16 protein-coding genes are annotated in these 19,018 nt (G+C 63.4%); 2 read left to right on the top strand and 14 right to left on the bottom strand.

The window, feature by feature from the left end:
* Position 1 precedes the first annotated feature (1 nt).
* The 14 genes from GGR38_RS10905 to GGR38_RS10840 form a co-directional block, all read right to left on the bottom strand.
* Positions 2-1,771: a methyl-accepting chemotaxis protein gene (locus GGR38_RS10905; RefSeq protein WP_183625369.1), complete on the bottom strand. Its 1,770-nt coding sequence runs from the start codon at positions 1,769-1,771 to the stop codon at positions 2-4.
* A 10-nt stretch (positions 1,772-1,781) separates the two neighbouring features.
* On the bottom strand, positions 1,782-2,852 hold the full coding sequence (locus GGR38_RS10900; protein WP_183625367.1) for a protein-glutamate methylesterase/protein-glutamine glutaminase: 1,071 nt from the start codon (positions 2,850-2,852) through the stop codon (positions 1,782-1,784).
* 3 nt (positions 2,853-2,855) lie between these two features.
* Positions 2,856-3,734, bottom strand: coding sequence for a CheR family methyltransferase (locus tag GGR38_RS10895; RefSeq protein ID WP_281379395.1), 879 nt, complete (start codon positions 3,732-3,734; stop codon positions 2,856-2,858).
* On the bottom strand, positions 3,731-4,240 hold the full coding sequence (locus tag GGR38_RS10890) for a chemotaxis protein CheW (RefSeq protein ID WP_183625365.1): 510 nt from the start codon (positions 4,238-4,240) through the stop codon (positions 3,731-3,733). Before GGR38_RS10890 ends, GGR38_RS10895 begins: the two co-directional genes overlap by 4 nt.
* Positions 4,237-4,710, bottom strand: a complete 474-nt coding sequence (locus GGR38_RS10885) for a chemotaxis protein CheW (protein WP_183625363.1) — start codon at positions 4,708-4,710, stop codon at positions 4,237-4,239. The genes GGR38_RS10890 and GGR38_RS10885 overlap by 4 nt, the downstream gene beginning before the upstream one ends.
* The gene (locus tag GGR38_RS10880) at positions 4,707-6,683 is read right to left on the bottom strand and encodes a chemotaxis protein CheA (protein WP_183625361.1); all 1,977 of its coding nucleotides are present in this window, start codon (positions 6,681-6,683) and stop codon (positions 4,707-4,709) included. Before GGR38_RS10880 ends, GGR38_RS10885 begins: the two co-directional genes overlap by 4 nt.
* Complete coding sequence (locus GGR38_RS10875; protein ID WP_168602471.1) at positions 6,680-7,048, bottom strand: response regulator; 369 nt, start codon at positions 7,046-7,048, stop codon at positions 6,680-6,682. The genes GGR38_RS10880 and GGR38_RS10875 overlap by 4 nt, the downstream gene beginning before the upstream one ends.
* Entirely contained in the window at positions 7,045-7,353 is a 309-nt protein-coding gene (locus GGR38_RS10870) for an STAS domain-containing protein (RefSeq protein WP_183625359.1), read from the bottom strand. The genes GGR38_RS10875 and GGR38_RS10870 overlap by 4 nt, the downstream gene beginning before the upstream one ends.
* Positions 7,354-7,496: 143 nt before the next feature.
* A complete protein-coding gene (locus GGR38_RS10865) occupies positions 7,497-9,695 on the bottom strand; it encodes a two-component system response regulator (protein ID WP_246404470.1) in 2,199 nt (732 codons plus the stop codon).
* Positions 9,692-11,602: an ATP-binding protein gene (locus GGR38_RS10860; RefSeq protein ID WP_183625357.1), complete on the bottom strand. Its 1,911-nt coding sequence runs from the start codon at positions 11,600-11,602 to the stop codon at positions 9,692-9,694. The genes GGR38_RS10865 and GGR38_RS10860 overlap by 4 nt, the downstream gene beginning before the upstream one ends.
* A 166-nt stretch (positions 11,603-11,768) precedes the next feature.
* Positions 11,769-12,473 (bottom strand): phosphatase PAP2 family protein, encoded by a 705-nt coding sequence (locus GGR38_RS10855; protein WP_183625355.1) that lies wholly within the window; start codon positions 12,471-12,473, stop codon positions 11,769-11,771.
* A 14-nt stretch (positions 12,474-12,487) separates the two neighbouring features.
* Positions 12,488-13,513, bottom strand: a complete 1,026-nt coding sequence (locus GGR38_RS10850; protein WP_183625353.1) for a YncE family protein — start codon at positions 13,511-13,513, stop codon at positions 12,488-12,490.
* A gap of 135 nt (positions 13,514-13,648) precedes the next feature.
* Positions 13,649-14,290, bottom strand: a complete 642-nt coding sequence (locus GGR38_RS10845) for a response regulator (RefSeq protein WP_183625351.1) — start codon at positions 14,288-14,290, stop codon at positions 13,649-13,651.
* A complete protein-coding gene (locus tag GGR38_RS10840; RefSeq protein WP_246404469.1) occupies positions 14,287-15,885 on the bottom strand; it encodes a sensor histidine kinase in 1,599 nt (532 codons plus the stop codon). The genes GGR38_RS10845 and GGR38_RS10840 overlap by 4 nt, the downstream gene beginning before the upstream one ends.
* Positions 15,886-16,187: 302 nt before the next feature.
* On the opposite strand from GGR38_RS10840, the gene GGR38_RS10835 reads away from it, so the two are divergent.
* Positions 16,188-18,533, top strand: a complete 2,346-nt coding sequence (locus GGR38_RS10835) for a TonB-dependent receptor (RefSeq protein WP_183625486.1) — start codon at positions 16,188-16,190, stop codon at positions 18,531-18,533.
* 212 nt (positions 18,534-18,745) lie between these two features.
* The gene (locus GGR38_RS10830) at positions 18,746-19,015 is read left to right on the top strand and encodes a hypothetical protein (RefSeq protein WP_183625349.1); all 270 of its coding nucleotides are present in this window, start codon (positions 18,746-18,748) and stop codon (positions 19,013-19,015) included.
* Positions 19,016-19,018: the final 3 nt, after the last annotated feature.

The raw sequence follows: 19,018 nt of genomic DNA, 5'->3' as shown, positions 1-19,018 counted from the left end.
CCTAGAACAGGGCGTCATCGAACAGGGCGTCATCATCATCCGGCGGCGGATTGGTGGCGCCCGCCCCGGAGTGGAGCGTTGATATGCCCATCAGCGGCTCCATTCCGGGCAACAGATGACGGTCATGCACCCGGCGCTCGCTGCTCATCGTATAGCGGCGTGCCAGATTATCCATCAGCGCGGCAGCAGGATGCGGAGTGGCGGTATTGTGATCGGCCCGATCCGCCCCGGCCAGCACGGCAAAACTGTCTGTCATCGCGCGCAGGCTTTCCGACAAGGTGCCGCAGATCGACAGTTCGTCGCAGGCCACGTCGATCATGCCCGCGATGCCCTGCGCGCGCTGGTTCACCTCGCTCATGGCCTCCTCGCTCTGACCCGCGCCATGCTGGATGATCGCCAGAGCGTTGGTCAGCATCGTATCCACACCCGCCTGCGCGCCCGCCTCATGGCCGATTTCAAAGGCTTCGCTCTGAATGCCCAGATCATCGGCCACTTTGGCGATGCCCAGGATAAGCTCGGCCAGTTGCTGGGAGCAGATGCGGATTTCATCGGCGATCACCGCCACGGGTCGCCCGATCTGGGCATCACGGCGGGCGCGGATGTTCACATTGATCGCCATATAATCGACGTCAAAGCGCAGGCTTTCGATGGCCTGCACGCGCTGGCGCAGGGCATGGACCACCTGCACCACGACATCGGCAATCTCGACGGCCTTTTCATTGGCGCGCTGCAACTGGCTGGTCATGCCATGGGCGCCCGCGATGCAATCGCCCAGATCGCGCAGAAAATGGCCGCTTTGCTGCATCATATCGTCGCGGTGGCCATGGCTGAGCAAGGCCGTGCAATCGGGCCCCAGCGCCCCCAGCGCATCGAGCAGATCGCCGGTCTGGGCGATGAAATCTCCCGTCAGATCGCCCAGTTGGTCGCCAAAAAGGCGCAGCATATGGCCGCGCGTTCCGGCCTTGTCCGCGCCCTCCGGCTGGGCCAGCACGCTTTCGAGCATCCGGCAGCCGTCCAGCACATGCTCCAGCCTTTGGCGGGTGATGTCGCCGATCTGCATCGCCCCCAGCGCATCGCCCACCCGGCCTTGCAGGCGCAGGATGATGTCGCGCGAATGGGCCGCCACCTGCGCCAGCCACATCTGGCGCGAGCGCAATTGATCGACCTCCTGCACCAGCCGGTCGGGCACCTGCGGGATCACGCGGGCGCATTCGCGCGCCAGCACATCGTCCACCCGCCGCATATCGGTCAGGCTGGATTGCATCAGCTTGATCTGATTGTTGAAAGCCTCGACCTCACGGCTGCCTGATTTCAGCTTGATGCTCATATCATTGGCAAATTCGACGAATTCATCGGCGCCCGCCGCCGCGATCTTCAAATTGACCGTATAGAATTCCAGCACCGTCAGAATGCGCGCGATTTCCGCCGAATGGGTGCCCAATTGCTGCATCACACGGGCCAGAGCGGTGACCTGACGCGACCTTTCTGCCTGCCGCGCGGGGGCCTCGCGCAATTGCCGGGCGGCGCAGAGCAGCGCCTCGGCGGCCTCGCTGTCCTCGCCCGAATCCTCGCCCAGCACCCGGCTCATCGTATCAAGACCCGACAGCACCGCCCCCATCGCATCGACCAGCCGGGCCAGCGTCTCGCCCGCCGGGATAAAGCGGGAATCGAGGCTGGCGACAATATCGGCCATGCCCGCCTGCGCATCGGCGGTCTGGCCGGAACCAGGGGGCGTGCTGTTTTCAACCAGCGTGAAGCGGGCATGTTTCATCGTAATACCTTCACTTTGCCGCCGCATGCAGCAATTCACGCGCAACATTGCCCAACGGCACGATGCGATCGACCGCACCGCGCGCGATGGCTTCCTTGGGCATGCCAAAGACCACGCTGGTCGCCTCGTCCTGAGCAATGGTGCGGGCCCCTGCCTGTTTCATTTCCAGCATGCCCTGCGCCCCATCATCGCCCATGCCGGTCAGGATCACGCCCACCGCATTGCTGCCCGCCGATTGCGCGGCCGAGCGAAACAGAACATCCACCGATGGCCGATGGCGTGAGACCAGCGGCCCGTCGCGCACGCTGACCGTATAACGCGCGCCCTGCCGCGTCAGCAGCGTGTGGCGCCCGCCCGGCGCGATCAGCACATGGCCGCGCATCACCGTGTCGCCATCCTCGGCCTCTTTCACATCAACCTCACACAAAGCATTGAGGCGCTGAGCAAAGGAGCGGGTGAAATGTTCGGGCATATGCTGGACGATGACGATGCCGGGCGCATTGGCGGGCAAGGCCTCCAGCACCTCGCGCAGCGCCTCTGTGCCCCCGGTCGAGGCCCCGATGCAGACGATCTGCTCGGTGGTCCGGCTCATCGCGCGCGATCCGGGCGGGGGCAGCACCGCATCGGCGGTCAGCTTTTGCTGGGGCACCACCGGCTTGCGTTCGGTGCGGGCGCGCACGCGGGCGCGGGCCGCGCCCTTGACCACATCGCAGATCCGCTGATGCTGCTCGGCCAGAAAATCGGCCACACCCGCCTGAGGTTTCAGGATCACATCCACCGCCCCGGCCTCCAGCGCCTGAAGCAGCGTATCGGACCCGCTCTCGGTGAGCGAAGAGCACATGACCACCGGCAAAGGGCACTGACTCATCAGTTTACGCAGGAAGGTGATGCCATCCATGCGCGGCATTTCCACATCCAGCGTCACCACATCGGGCAATTCATCCTTGATATAGCGCGCCGCGGCAAAGGGATCGCTGGCCGCAGCAATCACCTCAATCTGCGGATCGGCCGACAGGATGCGCGCCATCATCTGGCGCACGCTGGCCGAATCGTCCACGATCAGCACACGGATTTTGGCCATCGCCTATCCCTTCTTTCTGAACACCGTGTTGGCCACGGTGGTGAGCGGCAGATCGAGCCCATGGATCGATTCCGAATGGCCAAGGATCAGATGGCCTCCGGGGCGCAGATTGTCGCAAAGCCGCGCGATCACCTTGGCCTGAACATCGCGCTCGAAATAGATCAGCACATTGCGGCAAAAGATCACATCCATCGGCTCGCCCACCGGATAATGGCCGTCCATCAGATTCAGCCGGGCAAAGCCCACCTTGCGCCGCAATTCGGGGATGATGCGCCCCTCTCGCCTTTGCGGATCGCGGGCATTGACGACATAGCGCGCGCGCAAATGAGCCGGCACCGGGGCTAGCGCAACATGCGGATAGATCCCGCGCCGCGCCTCGGCCAGAACGCTGGTGTCAATATCGGTGGCCAGAATGAAATAATCCATATCGCGTTGTTCGGCCACGAAATCATCCAGCATCATGGCCAGCGTATAAGCCTCCATGCCGCTGGATGCCGCCGCGCTCCAGCAACGGATGCGGCGGCAGCGCTGGGCGCGCAATTCGGGCAGGATCGTCTGGACCAGATAGTCGAAATGGCCCGGTTCGCGGAAGAAATCGGTCTTGTTTGTGGTGATGGCATTGATGAAATCATCGACCGCCTCATCGCTGGCATAGCCCGAGAGGATATGCTCGCAATAGGCGTCCATGCTCTCAAACCCGCCCTCACGCACGCGCTTGACCAGACGGCCCTCGATCATCTGGGCCTTGGTAGAGGGCATCTTGATACCGGTTTCGGCCTGAATATAGGCGGCCACGCGGCGAAACTGGCGGTCGCCGATGGCCGCCTTGGCCGGTTCGACGCCAAAGCCTTTGGCCGGTGTGCGGTCGGGCTGGCCGCTCAAGGCACCCGTTCCCACGGCTCATTCGAGGACAGACCGATCATCGCGGCATCCTGACTGGTCAGCACCTTGGCAATGTCGATCAACACGACAAAGCCGCCATCCTGCCGGATCACCCCGGTGATATAGTCCGATCGCCAGCGGATGCCGATGTCGGGCGCCTTTTCAATGCTTTCCCGCGCAAAGGCGCTGACCACCAGCGCGCGGTCGATCACCAGACCCAGCAGGATCACCTCGCCATCGCGCGGCACCTCAAGGATAAGGATGCGCGTCAGCGGCGTCGGCTCGGCGCGCGGCAGGCCAAGGCGCAGCCGCAGGTCGATGGTGGGCACGCCCACCCCGCGCACATCGATCAGCCCGAGAAAATGCTCGGGCGCGCCGGGCAGGCGAAACGTCTCCTGATAATCGAGGATCTCGCGCACCTGCTCGACCGGCACGGCAAAGACCTCGGCCCCGATGCTGAAGGTGACTGCCTGAACCGGGTGCAGACCGGGCTGAACCCCGCTCATGCTGCGCGCTCCTGACGGGTGGCCGTGGCCAGACTTTCGGCAAAGATCAGTTCGAGATCGGGCAGGATCACGAATTGCCCCTGAGGCCGGGCGATGGCGCGGATGAAATCGGCGCGCCAGCGCATGCCTACAGGCGGCGCTTCCTCCACCGGCACGCCCTCCATCGCGGCCACATCCAGCACCTTGTCCGCGACCAGACCGATGGTGGTGGGCTCGCCCTCCACCTCGGCCTCGATGACGATGACGCGCGTGTCCTCGCCATGATCGGCGTGCGCCATGCCAAAGGCCACGGCCAGATCGGTCAAAGGCACAATCGCCCCGCGCACATTGATAAGCCCGCTGGCAAAACCGGGCGCGCCCGGCACGCGGGTGATCGCGGGCACTTCAAGGATCTCGCGCACCGCCTGCGCATCAATGGCAAAGATTTCGCCATCCAGCGCAAAGGTCAAAACACGCTCGGGAATGCTCATGCCACTTCCCCCGCTCTCTCGCCCAGCAGGCGCTGGTTCTTTTGCGCCGCCACGATCAGATTGCCCACGTCCAGGATCAGCGCGACATTGCCGTCGCCAAGGATCGTCGCGCCCGAAAAGCTGCCCTGCCCGGCATGGAAGCGCGACAGGGATTTGATGACGGTCTGGGTATTGCCGATGATCTGATCGACCACCAGGCCGACGCGGCCCCGGCCCTGCCCGACAATCACCACCTTTTGGAACAGGTCCGCCGGATAATCGGTGCCGAATGTGTCGCGCAGGCGCAGATAGGGCACCAGTTCGCCGCGCACATCGAGGAAATTGCGCCGCGCGGTCGAGGTCACCTCGGCGGCGGGCAATTCGATGCATTCCTCCACCACGGACAGGGGAATCGCGTAGCGCCCCTCGCCCACGCGCACCAACATACATTCGATGATCGCCAGCGTGAGGGGCAGATGCAACGTCATGGTCGTGCCCATGCCCGGCGTGCTGGCAATGTCGATCGTGCCGCGCAGACTTTCGATGCTGCGCTTGACCACATCCATGCCCACGCCCCGGCCCGACAGGTTGGTGATCGCCGCCGCCGTCGAAAATCCGGGGTGAAAGATCATCTGGAACAATTCGCCATCGCCAAGGATCGCGCCCGGCTGGATCAGCCCCTGCGCCTCGGCCTTGGCGCGCACGCGCTCGCGGTCGATGCCTCGGCCGTCGTCGGTGATGGCGATCAACACCTCGCCGCCCGCCTGCCGCGCCGAGAGGGTCAGGCGGCCCGTGGCTGACTTACCCGAGGCCACGCGGTCATCGGCGGTTTCCAGCCCATGGTCGCAGGAATTGCGGATCAGATGGATCATCGGATCGGCCAGCCGCTCGATCACGGTCTTGTCCACCTCGGTCGCCTCGCCATGCGTGACCAGTTCGATGGTCTTGCCCGTTTCGCGCGCCAGATCGTGGACAAGGCGGCGGAAACGGCCGAACAGATTGCCCACCGGCATCATCCGCATCGCCATCGTCGTATCGCGCAACTCGGCCGACAGGCGCTCGATATCCTCCGACACCGCGCGCAGCGTGAGTTCGTTGACAGGGCCGACGCTGGCGGCCAATTGCGCCAGACGGCTCTGGGCGATCACCAGTTCGCCCACGCGGTTCATCAATTCATCCAGACGTTCGGCGGCCACGCGCACGCTTTCCTGCGCGGGCGGCGCGGCTTTAGCCACCGGCTGAGGCGCGGCCAGCACTGTGGCGACGGGCAGAACCTCGACCGGCTCGTCGCTTTCGGGCTCCTCGATGAGAGGGGTGATCGCCAGATCCATGTCGTCGATGACAAAGATGAAGACATCCTCGATGTCCTCGCAGGTCACATCGCCCTCGATCACGATGTCCCAGTAAATATAGCATTCGGTGGGCACCAGAGAGGCCAGAGGCGGCACTTCATCGAGGCGCGGCGTGATCAGGCAATCGCCAAGCCCGCGCAATTCATCCAGCAAGGGCAAAGGGTTGGTTCCGTTCGCCATCGAGCCGGGGGGGAGCTTGAAGGAAATGTGCCAGCCCTTGCGCTCGGTCGGCATGGCACGGGGGATGGCCATCCCCTCGCTGTTGGCCACCGCCTTTTCCAGCGAGGAGAGGATCGCCTCCCCCGCCATCTCCAGCATCGGGTCGCCCTGTGTGCCCACATCGATCAGCGCCTGCATATGATCGCGCGCCGAAAGGACAACCCCGATCAGCGCCTGCGAGGCCTCGGCATGGCCCTTGCGCACGCGGTCAAAGGCGGTTTCGCAATGGTGGGTGAAACGCGCCAGCGCCTCAAAGCCGAACATCGCACCCGAGCCTTTAAGGGTATGGAGCCCGCGAAACACCTCGTCGACCAGCCCGGTGTTGGTCGAATCCCCGGCCAGATCGAGCAGCGCCGCCTCGACAGAATCGAGCAGTTCTGCTGCCTCCACCCGAAAGGCGGCTACCGGATCATCCTCGCTCATCGGCCAAGAACCTTGCGGGCGATCTTGACCAGTTGATCGGCGTTAAACGGTTTGACCAGCCAGCCCGTCGCGCCTGCCGCCTTGGCCTGTCCCTTGACGCCATCATCGCTTTCCGTGGTCAGAAAGATGATGGGTACGCCGGTCTGCTTGCCGCTCTTGCGGATTTCGCGGATCATGGTCAGCCCGTCCATGCGCGGCATGTTCAGGTCGGTGATGATCATGTCGAAACGCTGGGCGCCTGCCTTGGTCAATCCTTCCATGCCGTCGCCCGCCTCGGTGACGGTATAGCCCGCCCCCGTCAGCGCGATGCGCACCGCCATGCGCAGGCTGGAGGAATCATCAACGGTAAGAATGGACGCGCTCATGCGGGGATAACTCCGTGGAACCAGAAATCGATATCGGCATGGGTCTGGGGATAGAGCCCGGTGCGGGCCAGCAGCGAGATCAGCACCGGATTGGCAGGCGCGGTCAGGCGAAACTGGCGATGGTTGGCCTCGGCCTCGGTCCGTGCGGCAAGGATCAGTTGCACCACGCCCAGATCGCCTTCCTCCAGACGATCAACGTCCAGATCGACATCCTGCCCCGCCAGAAAGGCCTCGCACAGCGCCTCATGCGCAGCAGAAACCGTTTGCAACGTGACCTGCGGTGCCAGTCGTACCAAAATCGCCATCGCCAAACCCTGCCCTGCCAAGGGTCAACCAGAATGCCCTTGCGTCAGGCAGGTTTAGCAAAAGCGTGTAGATGGTTGCTTTGGGTGGGACTGCGTAAAGTCACGCAGTCGGGGGGAAATCATAAGGCGCGCGAGGGGCAGACTCAGTCCTGACCGGGCCAGCCTTCCTCAATGAAGCGGGGGCCCATTGCATGGGTCAGCACGCTGGCCACATCATCGGGCGCCAGCGGGCGGCTAAAGAGGAAACCCTGCATCTCCGAACAGATCTGACGCTTGAGATAATCAAGCTGCTCGCGGCTTTCGACCCCTTCGGCCACACAGCCAAGGCCCAAATTCTGCGCCAGCGAAAGGATGCCCTGCACAACGGCCGCAGCATTGGGCTCGGTGGCCACTTCGCTCATAAAGGTGCGGTCGATCTTGATCCGGTCGAGCGGGAAACGGCGCAGATAGGACAGCGAGGACCAGCCAGTGCCGAAATCATCAAGCGAGAGCGTCACGCCCAGCGCCTTGAGATCGTTCATGATCTGGATCGTCACCTCGGTATCGTCCAGCGTCAGGCTCTCGGTCAGCTCCAGTTCGAGCCATTGCGGATCCATGCCCGAAACCTCCAGCGCGCGCTTCACGCTTTTGACAATATCGCCGCGATAGAATTGCTGGGCCGACAGGTTGACCGCCATGCGGATCGGCGGATGCCCGGCCTGCTGCCAAGCCACATTCTGCCGGCACGCCTGCACCAGCGCCCATTCGCCCACCTCGACGATCAGCCCCAGTTCTTCGAGCAGCGGCACGAAAACCGATGGCAGCACCAGCCCCTGAACCGGATGGTTCCAGCGCAGCAGCGCCTCGACCCCGGTGATATAATAGCCGTCCAGCGCGATCTGGGGCTGATAATGGAGCGTGAACTCTTCGTTGACGCAGGCCTGATGAATATCATTGGCCAGTTCCTGCCACCGCATCGTGGCCTCGTTCATCGCGGAGGTAAAATGGCGATGGATGCCCCGCCCGCTGCCCTTGGCGTCATACATCGCGGTGTCGGCCGCGCGCAGCAGCTTGCCAGGGTCTTCGCCATCCTGCGGAAATGTGCTGACGCCGATGCTGCCGCCGATATGCAACTGATGCTGCTCAATCATAAACGAGCTTTTGAGCGCGTGCAGCACTTTGGCCGCGACCACATCGACATCATTCGCATTATCGACATCGCCCAGCAGGATGACGAATTCATCGCCCCCCAGCCGCGCCGCCGTATCGCATTCGCGCAGACATGCCCGCAACCGGTCGGCCACGGTCTGCAACAGCATGTCGCCCACATGATGGCCCAGCGAATCGTTGATATGCTTGAAATGGTCCAGATCGAGCATCATCACCGCCACCTTCTGGCCGCAGCGGCGGGCCTGCGCTACGGCATGGCCCAGCCGGTCGGTCAACAGCGTGCGGTTGGGCAGGCCCGTCAGCGCATCGTGCAGCGCCATATAGCGGATGCGGGCCTCGGCCTCCTTGCGGTCGCTGGTGTCGCGGATGTTGTATTGGATCACCGTCTGATGCTCATTGCGATAACGCCGCCCGATCACCTCGACATGGAGCGGCGCCCCGGTGGTTTTCTGCAATTCCCAATCGTCATATTTGACCGTTTCGCGCCGGGACAAATCCTCCACCGCCGCGCGGGCGGCCGGGATTTCGGCAAAGCACGGCAATTCCCAGAACAGCCGACCCAGAATGGCATCGCGATCATGGCCCAGCATCGCCACCAGCGCCGGATTGGCATCGATCACCCGTCCGCTGGCCGCGTCCAGCAGCAGCAGCCCGTCATGGGCGGTCTCGAACAGGCGACGATAGCTCTGCTCGGATTGCTGGCGGCTGATTTCGGCCTCATGGCGGGCGCGAATTTCGCTTTGCAACAGCGCGTTCTTGCGCGCCATCTGCCGCTGCGCCTCGCGCAGGGCCAGATGGGTGCGCACGCGGGCCAGCAGTTCCTCGGTCTGAAACGGCTTGCTGATATAATCGACCCCGCCCGCCTGAAAGGCCGACATCTTGTCGGTCACATCGGTCAGAGCGGTCATGAAGATGACGGGAATGTCGCAGGTGGCCGGATTGGCCTTCAACCGGCGACAGGTTTCGAAGCCGTCGATGCCCGGCATCATGACGTCCAGCAGGATCAGATCGGGCTGGCCCAATTCGGCGCGTCTCAGGCCCTCCATCCCGTCCTGCGCGACGGTGACATTATAGTCGTTATCCTCCAGATGCTCGCCCACCACGCCCAGATTGACCGGATTGTCATCCACCACCAGAATGGTCTGAACCACCGCACCGGCATCGGCGACAAAGGCGCCCGACATATCGTTCATGCCCGCGCCTCCATGCTGGCCTCAACCAGAGCGAGCAGCGCCTGCGACTGAAACGCGCGCGCCATGCGGGTGATCGTTTCGGCAAAGGCGCGATAGGCGGTATCGAGAGCGGCAATCCGCTCGGCCTCGCCGCGCACCGCGCGCATATTGCCCGCCGCCGCTGCCGCGTGCAGCGCGCCCAGCGTATCGGCGGGCGGTACGGTCATCGCCTCTTCCTTCGCCTCGGCCTGTTCGATGGTCCATTCCACCCCGATCGCCTCGCCCACCAGCCGGATCATCTCGGCCCGGTCCAGCGGCTTGGGCAAAAAGGAGCGCGCACCCGCAGCCAGCGCGGCGGCCTGATGCTGGGGCGAAATGCCCGAGGATACCGCGATGATCGGCACATGGCGCACCTCCTTGTGTTCGCCCAGCGCCTGTATCGCCTCCAGCCCATCCATGCCCGGCATGCGAATATCCATCATGATAAGATCGGGCGGCGAGGTGATAGCCTGCGCGATGCCTTCCTGCGCATTGGGCGCCTGTTCGACATTAAAGCCCAGATCGACCAGCAGCGCGGCCAGCACTTCACGGTTGGCAGTAATATCATCGACGATCAGAATCCGACGCCGATCCCCGCGATAGCCGGTGCATTCGGCCGAATTGACCTCGGCGCCCGATTGTCGATGAGAAATGGCCAGATCAAGGTCGAACCAGAACAGGCTGCCCTCGCCCACCACGCTTTCCACCTTGAGCGCGCTGTCCATCAATTCGATCAACTGGCGGCTGATCGACAGGCCAAGGCCGGTGCCGCCCGAACGCTTGTCATTGGCGCCCACCTGTTCAAAGGGCTTGAAGATCGTGGGCAATTCCTGCTCGGCAATTCCCACCCCGGTGTCGCGCACCGAGAAACTGAGCCGCACATTCTGCCCGCTTGTCATCAATACGCTGACGCCCAGCGTCACCCGGCCCCGGTCGGTGAATTTGACCGCATTGCCCAACAGATTGAGCAGCACCTGTCGCAACCGCTTTTCATCGGCCAGCACGAAATCGGGCAGATCGGGGGCAAAGTCGCAGATGAAATCCAGCGCCTTTTCCTCGGTCCGCACGCGCATGATCGCCGCAATCCCTTTCAGAAAGCCGCGCAGGTCGATGCTGGTGGGGTAAAGCTCCAGCTTGCCCGCCTCGATCTTGGACAGATCGAGAATGTCATTGATGAGCGTGAGCAGATGCTGGCCGCTGTCATGGATGGTGCGGGCGGCGTGCTGGTGGCGCTCCTCGATGCTCTTTTCGCGCATCATCAATTGGGCATAGCCCATCACGGCATTAAGCGGCGTGCGCAATTCATGGCTCATATTGGCCAGAAAGTTCGACTTGGCCTGACTGGCGCTCTCGGCCACCGACCGGGCCACGTCGAGTTCGCGACTCTGCTCGGCCAATTGGGCCTGAATGCTTTTGCGCTCGGCGATTTCGGCCTGCAATTGCTCGATGGCCGCATCGCGCTCCAACACGCGCGCGGCCAGCGCCTCATTGGCCAGCCGCAATTGGGTAGGCGATGGAATCGCCAACAGCTTGGGCATGAGCGGCCAGAGCGCGGCCGCCGTCGCCACCGAGACCACCGCGGTCAGCGCCTTGACCAGCGCCTGAATGCCGTAAATCGGATACCACAGCGTGATGATCGAAATGACATGCGTGGCCCCGCAGGCCAGAATGAACACCGCAAAGCAGATGAACACCCAGCTGAAGGCAATATCGCCCCGCCTGCGCACCAGCATGACCAGCGCGATCGGTATGGTGAAATAGGCCAGCGCGGTGATCGCATCGGCCATCACATGAGTCCAGATCAGTTCCGGTTGCCACAGCAGGCAAAAGCCATGCGGGGCATAACCCTGACTATTCAGAATATTATGAAGATACCGCAGCAAGGCCATGCCTTTCATCCACTCAGACATGGATGATTTAGCACAGCATATTTTGATATATTGCAGATCGGCAATCGAGCAAAATAGAGAAAACCACCTATGCTTTCGTATTAGGCAGATTTACACATGCCGGGCCTGCCGCTCACCTTTGGCAGACAGCAGGCCCGAATGACCATCAGATCTTGCTCAGTTCGGCCCGCGCCGCCGCCACCTTGTCGGCCAGACGCGGATCGTTCAGCAGCAACGTTGCCGCCAGCGTGCCGATCACCTCGCTGGCCTGAATGTCGCTGGCATAATGCGCGCCGCAATATTCGCGGCTCATCGCATAATCCTGCGCGCGGCCCATGATCTTGCCCGCCCGGTCCGGTAACAGCCGCGCCAGCGCCACGCCCACCGCATAGCCCAGCGTCGAATGACCCGAGGGATAGGAGCGATAGGCAGGTTTGGCCGGATCGGCCTTGCCTTCACAGAAAGGCAGCGAGGCGTCCGCGCTGTAGGGGCGCATGCGATGGAAATGCTCCTTGGCGATGCTGGCGACGATGGCGGATTCATGGTTGACGATTTCCAGCAATTCCCACGTCGCGGGCAGCTTTTTCAAATCGAGGCCCAGCGTTTCGTTAAAGATCGCCGGATCTTCGTGGATCGCATCCTCATAGGCCTGCTTCAAGCGCTGAGGGCTGGCCGTGGCGATCAACTGGTGCAAGGCGGCCAGTTCGCGCGCGTTGGCCGACATATCCTTGGCCACCGGCGCGGGCAGGATCAGCACCGGCTGAAACAGAGCGCCGTCCAGATATTGCAGCGACTTAGGCGCGGCTTGCGCCATACCCGCATCAGGAATGGCCAGCATCAGCAAGGCTGCGCTCAGAATGGCTTTCATCATCGCAAATTCCCTCTTCAGGCTTTGGGCGAAACGACCAGAATGACAAAGCTGCCCGGCACCGGCTTGCCGCGCTTGGCCCCGGCCTCGGGCGCGGCCAGCGTGGCAGCGGGCAAATAGACCCGGCCGTCGCGCGGGTCCACTGCGCCGGTCTTGGCGCCGATCTGGGTGGGGATGACCTGCGCCACGGTGACGTGATCGGGGCGGCGAATGTCGAGCGCGACCAGCGTGCCGCTGCCGCCGCAGGGAATGAAGGCCAGTCCGCGCGCCTCGTCCGCGATCACCGCATCGGCATCCTTGCCGATCGGCAGCTTGGCCACCGCCTTGCCGCTGGCCACATCGGCCACCACCGCTACGCCATTGGCGCAGGCCGAAATCAGGCGCTTGCCACCGGCGACCATCGCCAGGCCCGTGGGGCCGACGCAACCGGGCATGGCAATCTTGCGCAGCAAGCGGCCCGCCTTCAGGTCGACTTCGGCAATCTTGTTCTCGTCCTCAAGATTGACAAAGGCCCCGCCGCGCCCGTTGCTGACCGCAAATTCCAGCCCGCCCGCCAGCTTCATCGTCCCGGTCACCGCATAGGTCTTGGCATCAATACTGGTGATCGTGTCATTGCCGGGGCTGAACACCGCGATCTTGCCGGTGGCGGCATCATAGAAGGCCGCATCGGGCTTCTTGCCGCTGGGCACCTGCGCGATCACCTTGCCGGTGGCCACTTCAACAAAGCGGGTCAGGCCACTCTTGCCGTCGGTTTCCACCAGAGTGGCGCCATCGTCGATCAGGATCACCTGATGCCCGCCCTCGGCGCTGGTCACCGCATCGGTCACCTTGCGCGTGGCCAGATCGAGACCCATCACCGCATTGCTGCGCGCGACATACAGCACGCCGCGCGGAGCATCGACCCGCGCATAATCCCAGCCGCCGTCGGCCCCGGCGATCTTGTCGGTCACGCTGTAATGCACGCGGGTTTGCGCCTGACCGGAGGTTGCCGCCATCGCCGCGATCAGCGCCATGCCCGCGCCCGCCCATTTCGTCATGGTCATAATGTGATGTCCTGTCTGGCGGACAGTCCGATCCTGCCGCTCGTGATAGTCGGCGGGTAGGAAGCGCGCATGACAGTTGGATGACGGTCCCCGGCGGCGGCCCTGCAAATCGCCGCAAATGACAAATTTAGAATGTCAGGATGCAGCCCCGTGCTGGCCATGCCCCGCACGCACCAGCAGCGCCAGTTCGGTGCGGTTGCCCACATTCAGCCGGTCGAAGATGCGGTGGAGATAGACCTTTACCGACCCTTCGGAAATGGCCAGATTCTCAGCAATTTCGCGGTTGCGCAGCCCCGCGGCCACGCCTTCGACGATCCGCCGGTCCCGCTCTGACAAAGCATCGAGCGGGCTTGTTGCAGACGGCTTTGAAGCCAGCATGAAGGCCCGCTCCATCATCGGCATGGAGATCGCCCGCGCGCCCGACATCACCGTGTCGATGGCCTGTTTCAACGCCGCAGCATCGCTGTCCTTCATCAGGATGCCATTGACCCCCAGCCGGATCGCGGAGACCAGACTGGCATCGTCGATCTCGGCCGCCAGCATCAGCACAGGCCGCCTATCGCCTTCTGCGCGCAAAGCCTCGATCACCGCCACCCCATTGCGCCCCGGCATCCGCAGATCGACAATCAGCAGATCGGGATCGACATCGGCCACCGCCGCCAACGCCGCATCGCCATCGCCCACCGAGCCGACAATCGTAAAACCCAGACCGCCCAGCACCTGCTCCAGCCCGGCGCGCAAAAAGGCGTGATCATCGGCAATGACGATCCGGGTCATCCGGCATGCTCCATCGGCAAGGTTACAAGCACGCGCGTTTGCCCGTGGATCGTCCCCACGGTCAAGTCCCCTCCCAGCCTTGCCACGCGCGCGGCGATGGATTGCGGCGGGCCGCTCTGCGCATCGGGGGCAAAACCGCTGCCGTCATCAAGAATGGCCATGATCAACCGCCCCCAGGCCATGCCCAGTTCAACGCGGACATGGCGCGCCCCGCCATGGCGGGCTGCATTGGCGGTGGCCTCGCGCAGGATCTGCTGGATCTCGAAATTGAGCGCGGTGGGCACGATGACCGGCCCCTCGCCCACCACCGAGACAGCCACCAGCCATTGCGCGCAAAGCTGATCGGCCAGCGGGGGCAATTCCTGCATCAGATCGCGCCGGCCCGGCTGAATCTGGCCCTGACGCAGGCGCTCGATGATGGCGCGCACATGGCTCTGTTCGTCCGCCAACCCGGCGCAGAGCAGGTCGATGTCATCAGGCGCGGCCATGCCCTGCGCCAGTTTGTAGCGCAAAGCCTCCAGCCGGAATTTCGCCCCGGCCAGAGTTTGCACCACGCTGTCATGCAGATCGGCGGCAATCTGGGTGCGCAGGCGCGACATGGCCAGTTCGCGCGCCATGGCCTCGGTTTCCTCTTCATCCATCGCGGCGGCAATCTCGCGCACCACGCTTTTGGCCGCGAAGAGGTCATCGCAATTGAGGCCCGCTATGCCCGTCAGCACCAATTGCCCGCGCCCGGTGCGCCCGACAATCGGCAAGGACAGGCCCTGCGCTCCGGCGAAGCCCGCGATCAGCCCGCCCAGCGGCGCAGGCGCCATAGCCACCATGCGATCCTGGTCATTCAGCCCCAGCGCCCGGCTGCGCGGATAGTCGAACACCATCCCCCCAGCCAGCAAAGGCGCGTCCACAGCGGCCAGTTTCAGCCCATCCGCCACCGTCCCGGCCATGCGGATCACAGGCCGCGTTTCGCCCTGCGCCGCCCATGCGATAGCGCCCCCGGCCGCGCCATAGGCTCCCATCGCATACTCCAGCACCCCGGCCAGCGGCTCCTGCGCCGGATCGGGCTTTATATAACGCGCCACCGGCACGCTCTGCCGGTTAAACGCAAACCAGCCCAGCATCAGCGAGAGCAGGGCCAGCGTGCTGAAGCGGCGGATGAATTTGGTCGTGTCGAAATGAAACTCGCCCCATTCGACCAGCAGCCCCGCCAGCAGAAAACAGGCCGCCAGCCCCACCGCGATCATCAGGATGCTGCGCCTGCTCCACCGCGTGGCCGAATTGAGCATCAGAAAGGCGAAGAAGGCCATGAAGGAGCTGAAGAAATCCAGCGTCACCGCCTCGGTCAGATAGAGGCCGACAAGGAAGGTGGCGACATCAACCGCAAAGGCGGCCCGCGCCAGCCGGAAATCATACCACCAGCTTTGCGCCGCCACCGCCAGCATCACCAGCGCAAAGACCAGATAAGCGCCAAACAGCCAGACCGTTTCCAGCCCCCCCTGTGCATGATGATGCGGCGCCAGCCAGAGCCACACCGCAAACAGGGCTGCCATCAGGCTGCGCATCACGGCCAGAACCAGACCGGAACGCGAACGGGTCAAACCCGGCTCCTTTCAGATGTTGCGGGACAGGCCCTCTTCCTTGGCACGAATTTCTGCCCAGTCAATCCAAGGCGTCAATCCGGGACACCCAGATGCAACACCGGGAACGTGCCCGCGAAGAATGCGTCCGAATCGTCACAAAAGTGCAAACATCGATGGATAGAGGGCGCTGTAACTTACCAATTAACTAAAGTTACTGCCAACAGCGGCCACCCTCTCCAACCCGGTCGCACCCCTCGGAGGAATATCAGGTGAAACATTCCAAGGCCCTTCTCGCCCTGCCGCTGAGCGCGCTTGTGCTGATGAATGCGGGCGTTGCTCATGCCGCAGACGCCGCCCCGGCGGAAGGCAACGGCACCGGACTGACCGACATTGTCGTGACCGCCACCAAGCGCGAGACGAACCTGCAGAAGACCCCGGTGGCCATCTCGGTGGTCAGCGAGCAGGTCATCAAGGACCGCCATGTTCAGAGCCTGATCGACCTTGCCGATGGCGGTGTGCCCTCGCTGCGCGTGGCCACGTTTGAGGCGCGCCAGTCGGCGCTGACGGTCGGCATCCGCGGCATCGTGCCGTTTGACCAGAACCAGACCGCCCGCGACACCGGCGTCGGCGTCTATATCGACGGCGTGTACCTCGCCCGCTCGCAGGGCCTGAACGCCGCGCTGTTCGACGTTTCGCGCATCGAAGTGCTGAAAGGTCCGCAGGGCACCCTGTTTGGCCGCAACACCGAAGGCGGCGCCGTCAGCATCGTGACGCGCGACCCCAGCGGCCAGTTTGGCGGCCGCTTCTCGGCAGGCGTGGGCAATTACGGCAGCCACACCGCCGAAGGCCATCTGGACCTGCCCGAATTCAACAATATCGCGGTCAAGATCGACGCGGTGGAACAACATCAGGACGCCACCGTCAAGAACCCGCTGGCCGGACAAGCCGGGTGGAACCAGTATGAGCGCGTGGGCGGCCGCATCAGCGCCAAGTGGACCCCGGTTCAGGGTTTCACGGCCTTGCTGTCCTATGACAAGGGCCGCGACGAAAACACGCCCAATTTCAGCCAGCTGATCAACTACAACCCACAGGGCCGCACCGTTGGCCAGTATGTGCTGAACAGCACCACCAACAAATATTATCTGGCATCGCCCGGCACCACCACGGCCTGCTCGTCCTGCATCGCGCCGCTTTCCTCGCTGGTCACGCCCACCGGCGGCAGCCGCCTCTCGGTCGCCCCGATCGGCGTGCCCCAGCAGCCCAGCGTTGACCGCACCGAAGGCACCTCGCTGCATCTGAACTATAAGCTGATGCCCGGCATGGAGCTGCGCTCGATCACGGCATGGCGCCGCGTTTCGACCGAACAGTGGGACAATTCGGGCGGCGCCGCGCGCACGATCTTTGCCCCCAACACCGGCTTCAGCCGCTACAGCCTGTCTTACCTGAACCAGCGCCAGTTCAGTCAGGAACTGCAACTGGTGGGCAGCATCCCGCAGGTCGAATATGTGCTGGGCGCCTATTACTTCAACGAGCGCGCGCAGGAACAGGCCTCGACCCCTTCGTCGAACACCTGGAACCTGGACGGCACCGGCTATACGATCAACAGCGAAACGGTTTCGGGCACGGTCACCTCGTCCAACCAAGGCTGGGCCATCGGCCAGCAGTTCCTGCAGCGCGCCAGCCAGGCCTATGCCAAGAGCTATGCCGCCTTTGGCCAGATGACCTATACGCCCGAATGGCTGGACAACAAATTTCACCTGACGCTGGGCGGCCGCTATACCAATGAAAAGCGCAACGGCACGCTGTACATGGTGCAGGGCGTTTCGACGAACTTCCTGTTCAACGAAAGCGTCAGCCGCTTCGACCCGCTTGCCGTTGCCGCCTATGAGCTGACGCGCAACGTCAACCTCTATGCCAAATACTCGACCGGCTATCGCGCCGGCGGCGCCAATGACCGTTCGCAGACGTTCAACTCGTTTGGCCCCGAAGTCGTCCGCTCGTATGAAATCGGCACCAAGATGGACCTGATGGACCATCACGTCCGCCTGAATCTGGCGGGTTACATGATGGACCGCACCGGCACCCAGACCGACTTCGACAATGTCGACACCAATCCGTTGAGCCCGACCTTCAACCTGCACACCGAGGAAACCCGCAATGCGCCGGGCACGTCCAAGATCCGCGGGATCGAGGCCGACCTGACCGTCAAGCCGGCCGAAGGCGTCACGCTGGGTGCGTCCTATGCCTATACCTACACCTTCGTTCCGCCCACGGCCAATCCGTTCCTGAACAATGCGCTGTATCAGGTCTATGTGGTCTATACGCCGCGCAATGCCGCCTCGGCCTATGCCGATTACGTGATGCCGGTGAACGCCAACGGCAGCGAGGTGCGCGTGCATCTGGACGCCAACTATGCCCAGTCGCAGTACAGCTTCCAGAACGAAGCGGTGAAGACCGACGCCAGCTTTGTGGTCAATGGCCGCATCGCTCTGGCCTCGGTGCCGATGAGCGGCGCGACCAAGGCGACCTTCTCGGTGTGGAGCCGCAACTTGTTCAACACCACCTACATCTATCGCCGCTCGGGCGCGAATGATGCGGTGCTGGGCGACTATGGCAACTTCAACCCGCCCCGCACCTTCGGCGGCGAGGTGCAGATCACCTTCTAAACGCTAGTCCCCCACACGAGGTGCAGACTCCCTCGTGCTATAAAGAGAAAAGACCCCCATCCTGGACGGGCGGCCCGCAAGGTCGCCCGTCTTTTTGCGCATCGGCCACGCGGGCGGGTTTTACGCAAACTTCACGCGATCCCCCCAGCTTCGCGTGGAGGCTTAACGCGCTTGGGGGGTAGGACGGATCGTGCTCAAGGCAGGAACGTTCCATGTCGCCCATCTATCGCCTCTTGAAACCCGCCCCCGGCCCACGCGCTGATCGCGCCCTGCGGCTGACCGGGCTTGCATTGCTGGCCTTGGCGGCAGGGTTGGTGCGGCTGCTCTTTATCGGGCGCCATACCTTGCCGACCCATCCCGGCTCTCCATGGGAAATGGCCGTTGCGATGGGCGCGGTGCTGCTGTTCTGGGCGGGCAATGTGCTGGCGATGGCGGGCGACGCCCTGCTGCGCCCGATGGCGCGCCCTCCTCGCCCGCTTTGAACC

The sequence above is a fragment of the Novosphingobium sediminicola genome (genome assembly GCF_014196525.1).
GTDB classification, from domain to species: domain Bacteria; phylum Pseudomonadota; class Alphaproteobacteria; order Sphingomonadales; family Sphingomonadaceae; genus Novosphingobium; species Novosphingobium sediminicola.
Note: the sequence above shows the minus strand (reverse complement) of the source record. Positions and strands in the feature narration are given on the sequence as shown.

Excerpts from the sequence above, each read along its gene's own strand:
- GGR38_RS10905 (WP_183625369.1), bottom strand. The coding sequence starts at position 1,771 with ATGAAACATGCCCGCTTCACGCTGGTTGAAAACAGCACGCCCCCTGGT.
- GGR38_RS10900 (WP_183625367.1), bottom strand. The coding sequence starts at position 2,852 with ATGGCCAAAATCCGTGTGCTGATCGTGGACGATTCGGCCAGCGTGCGC.
- GGR38_RS10890 (WP_183625365.1), bottom strand. The coding sequence starts at position 4,240 with ATGAGCGGGGTTCAGCCCGGTCTGCACCCGGTTCAGGCAGTCACCTTC.
- GGR38_RS10885 (WP_183625363.1), bottom strand. The coding sequence starts at position 4,710 with ATGAGCATTCCCGAGCGTGTTTTGACCTTTGCGCTGGATGGCGAAATC.
- GGR38_RS10880 (WP_183625361.1), bottom strand. The coding sequence starts at position 6,683 with ATGAGCGAGGATGATCCGGTAGCCGCCTTTCGGGTGGAGGCAGCAGAA.
- GGR38_RS10875 (WP_168602471.1), bottom strand. The coding sequence starts at position 7,048 with ATGAGCGCGTCCATTCTTACCGTTGATGATTCCTCCAGCCTGCGCATG.
- GGR38_RS10870 (WP_183625359.1), bottom strand. The coding sequence starts at position 7,353 with ATGGCGATTTTGGTACGACTGGCACCGCAGGTCACGTTGCAAACGGTT.
- GGR38_RS10865 (WP_246404470.1), bottom strand. The coding sequence starts at position 9,695 with ATGAACGATATGTCGGGCGCCTTTGTCGCCGATGCCGGTGCGGTGGTT.
- GGR38_RS10860 (WP_183625357.1), bottom strand. The coding sequence starts at position 11,602 with ATGGCCTTGCTGCGGTATCTTCATAATATTCTGAATAGTCAGGGTTAT.
- GGR38_RS10855 (WP_183625355.1), bottom strand. The coding sequence starts at position 12,473 with ATGATGAAAGCCATTCTGAGCGCAGCCTTGCTGATGCTGGCCATTCCT.
- GGR38_RS10850 (WP_183625353.1), bottom strand. The coding sequence starts at position 13,513 with ATGACCATGACGAAATGGGCGGGCGCGGGCATGGCGCTGATCGCGGCG.
- GGR38_RS10845 (WP_183625351.1), bottom strand. The coding sequence starts at position 14,290 with ATGACCCGGATCGTCATTGCCGATGATCACGCCTTTTTGCGCGCCGGG.
- GGR38_RS10835 (WP_183625486.1), top strand. The coding sequence starts at position 16,188 with ATGAATGCGGGCGTTGCTCATGCCGCAGACGCCGCCCCGGCGGAAGGC.
- GGR38_RS10830 (WP_183625349.1), top strand. The coding sequence starts at position 18,746 with ATGTCGCCCATCTATCGCCTCTTGAAACCCGCCCCCGGCCCACGCGCT.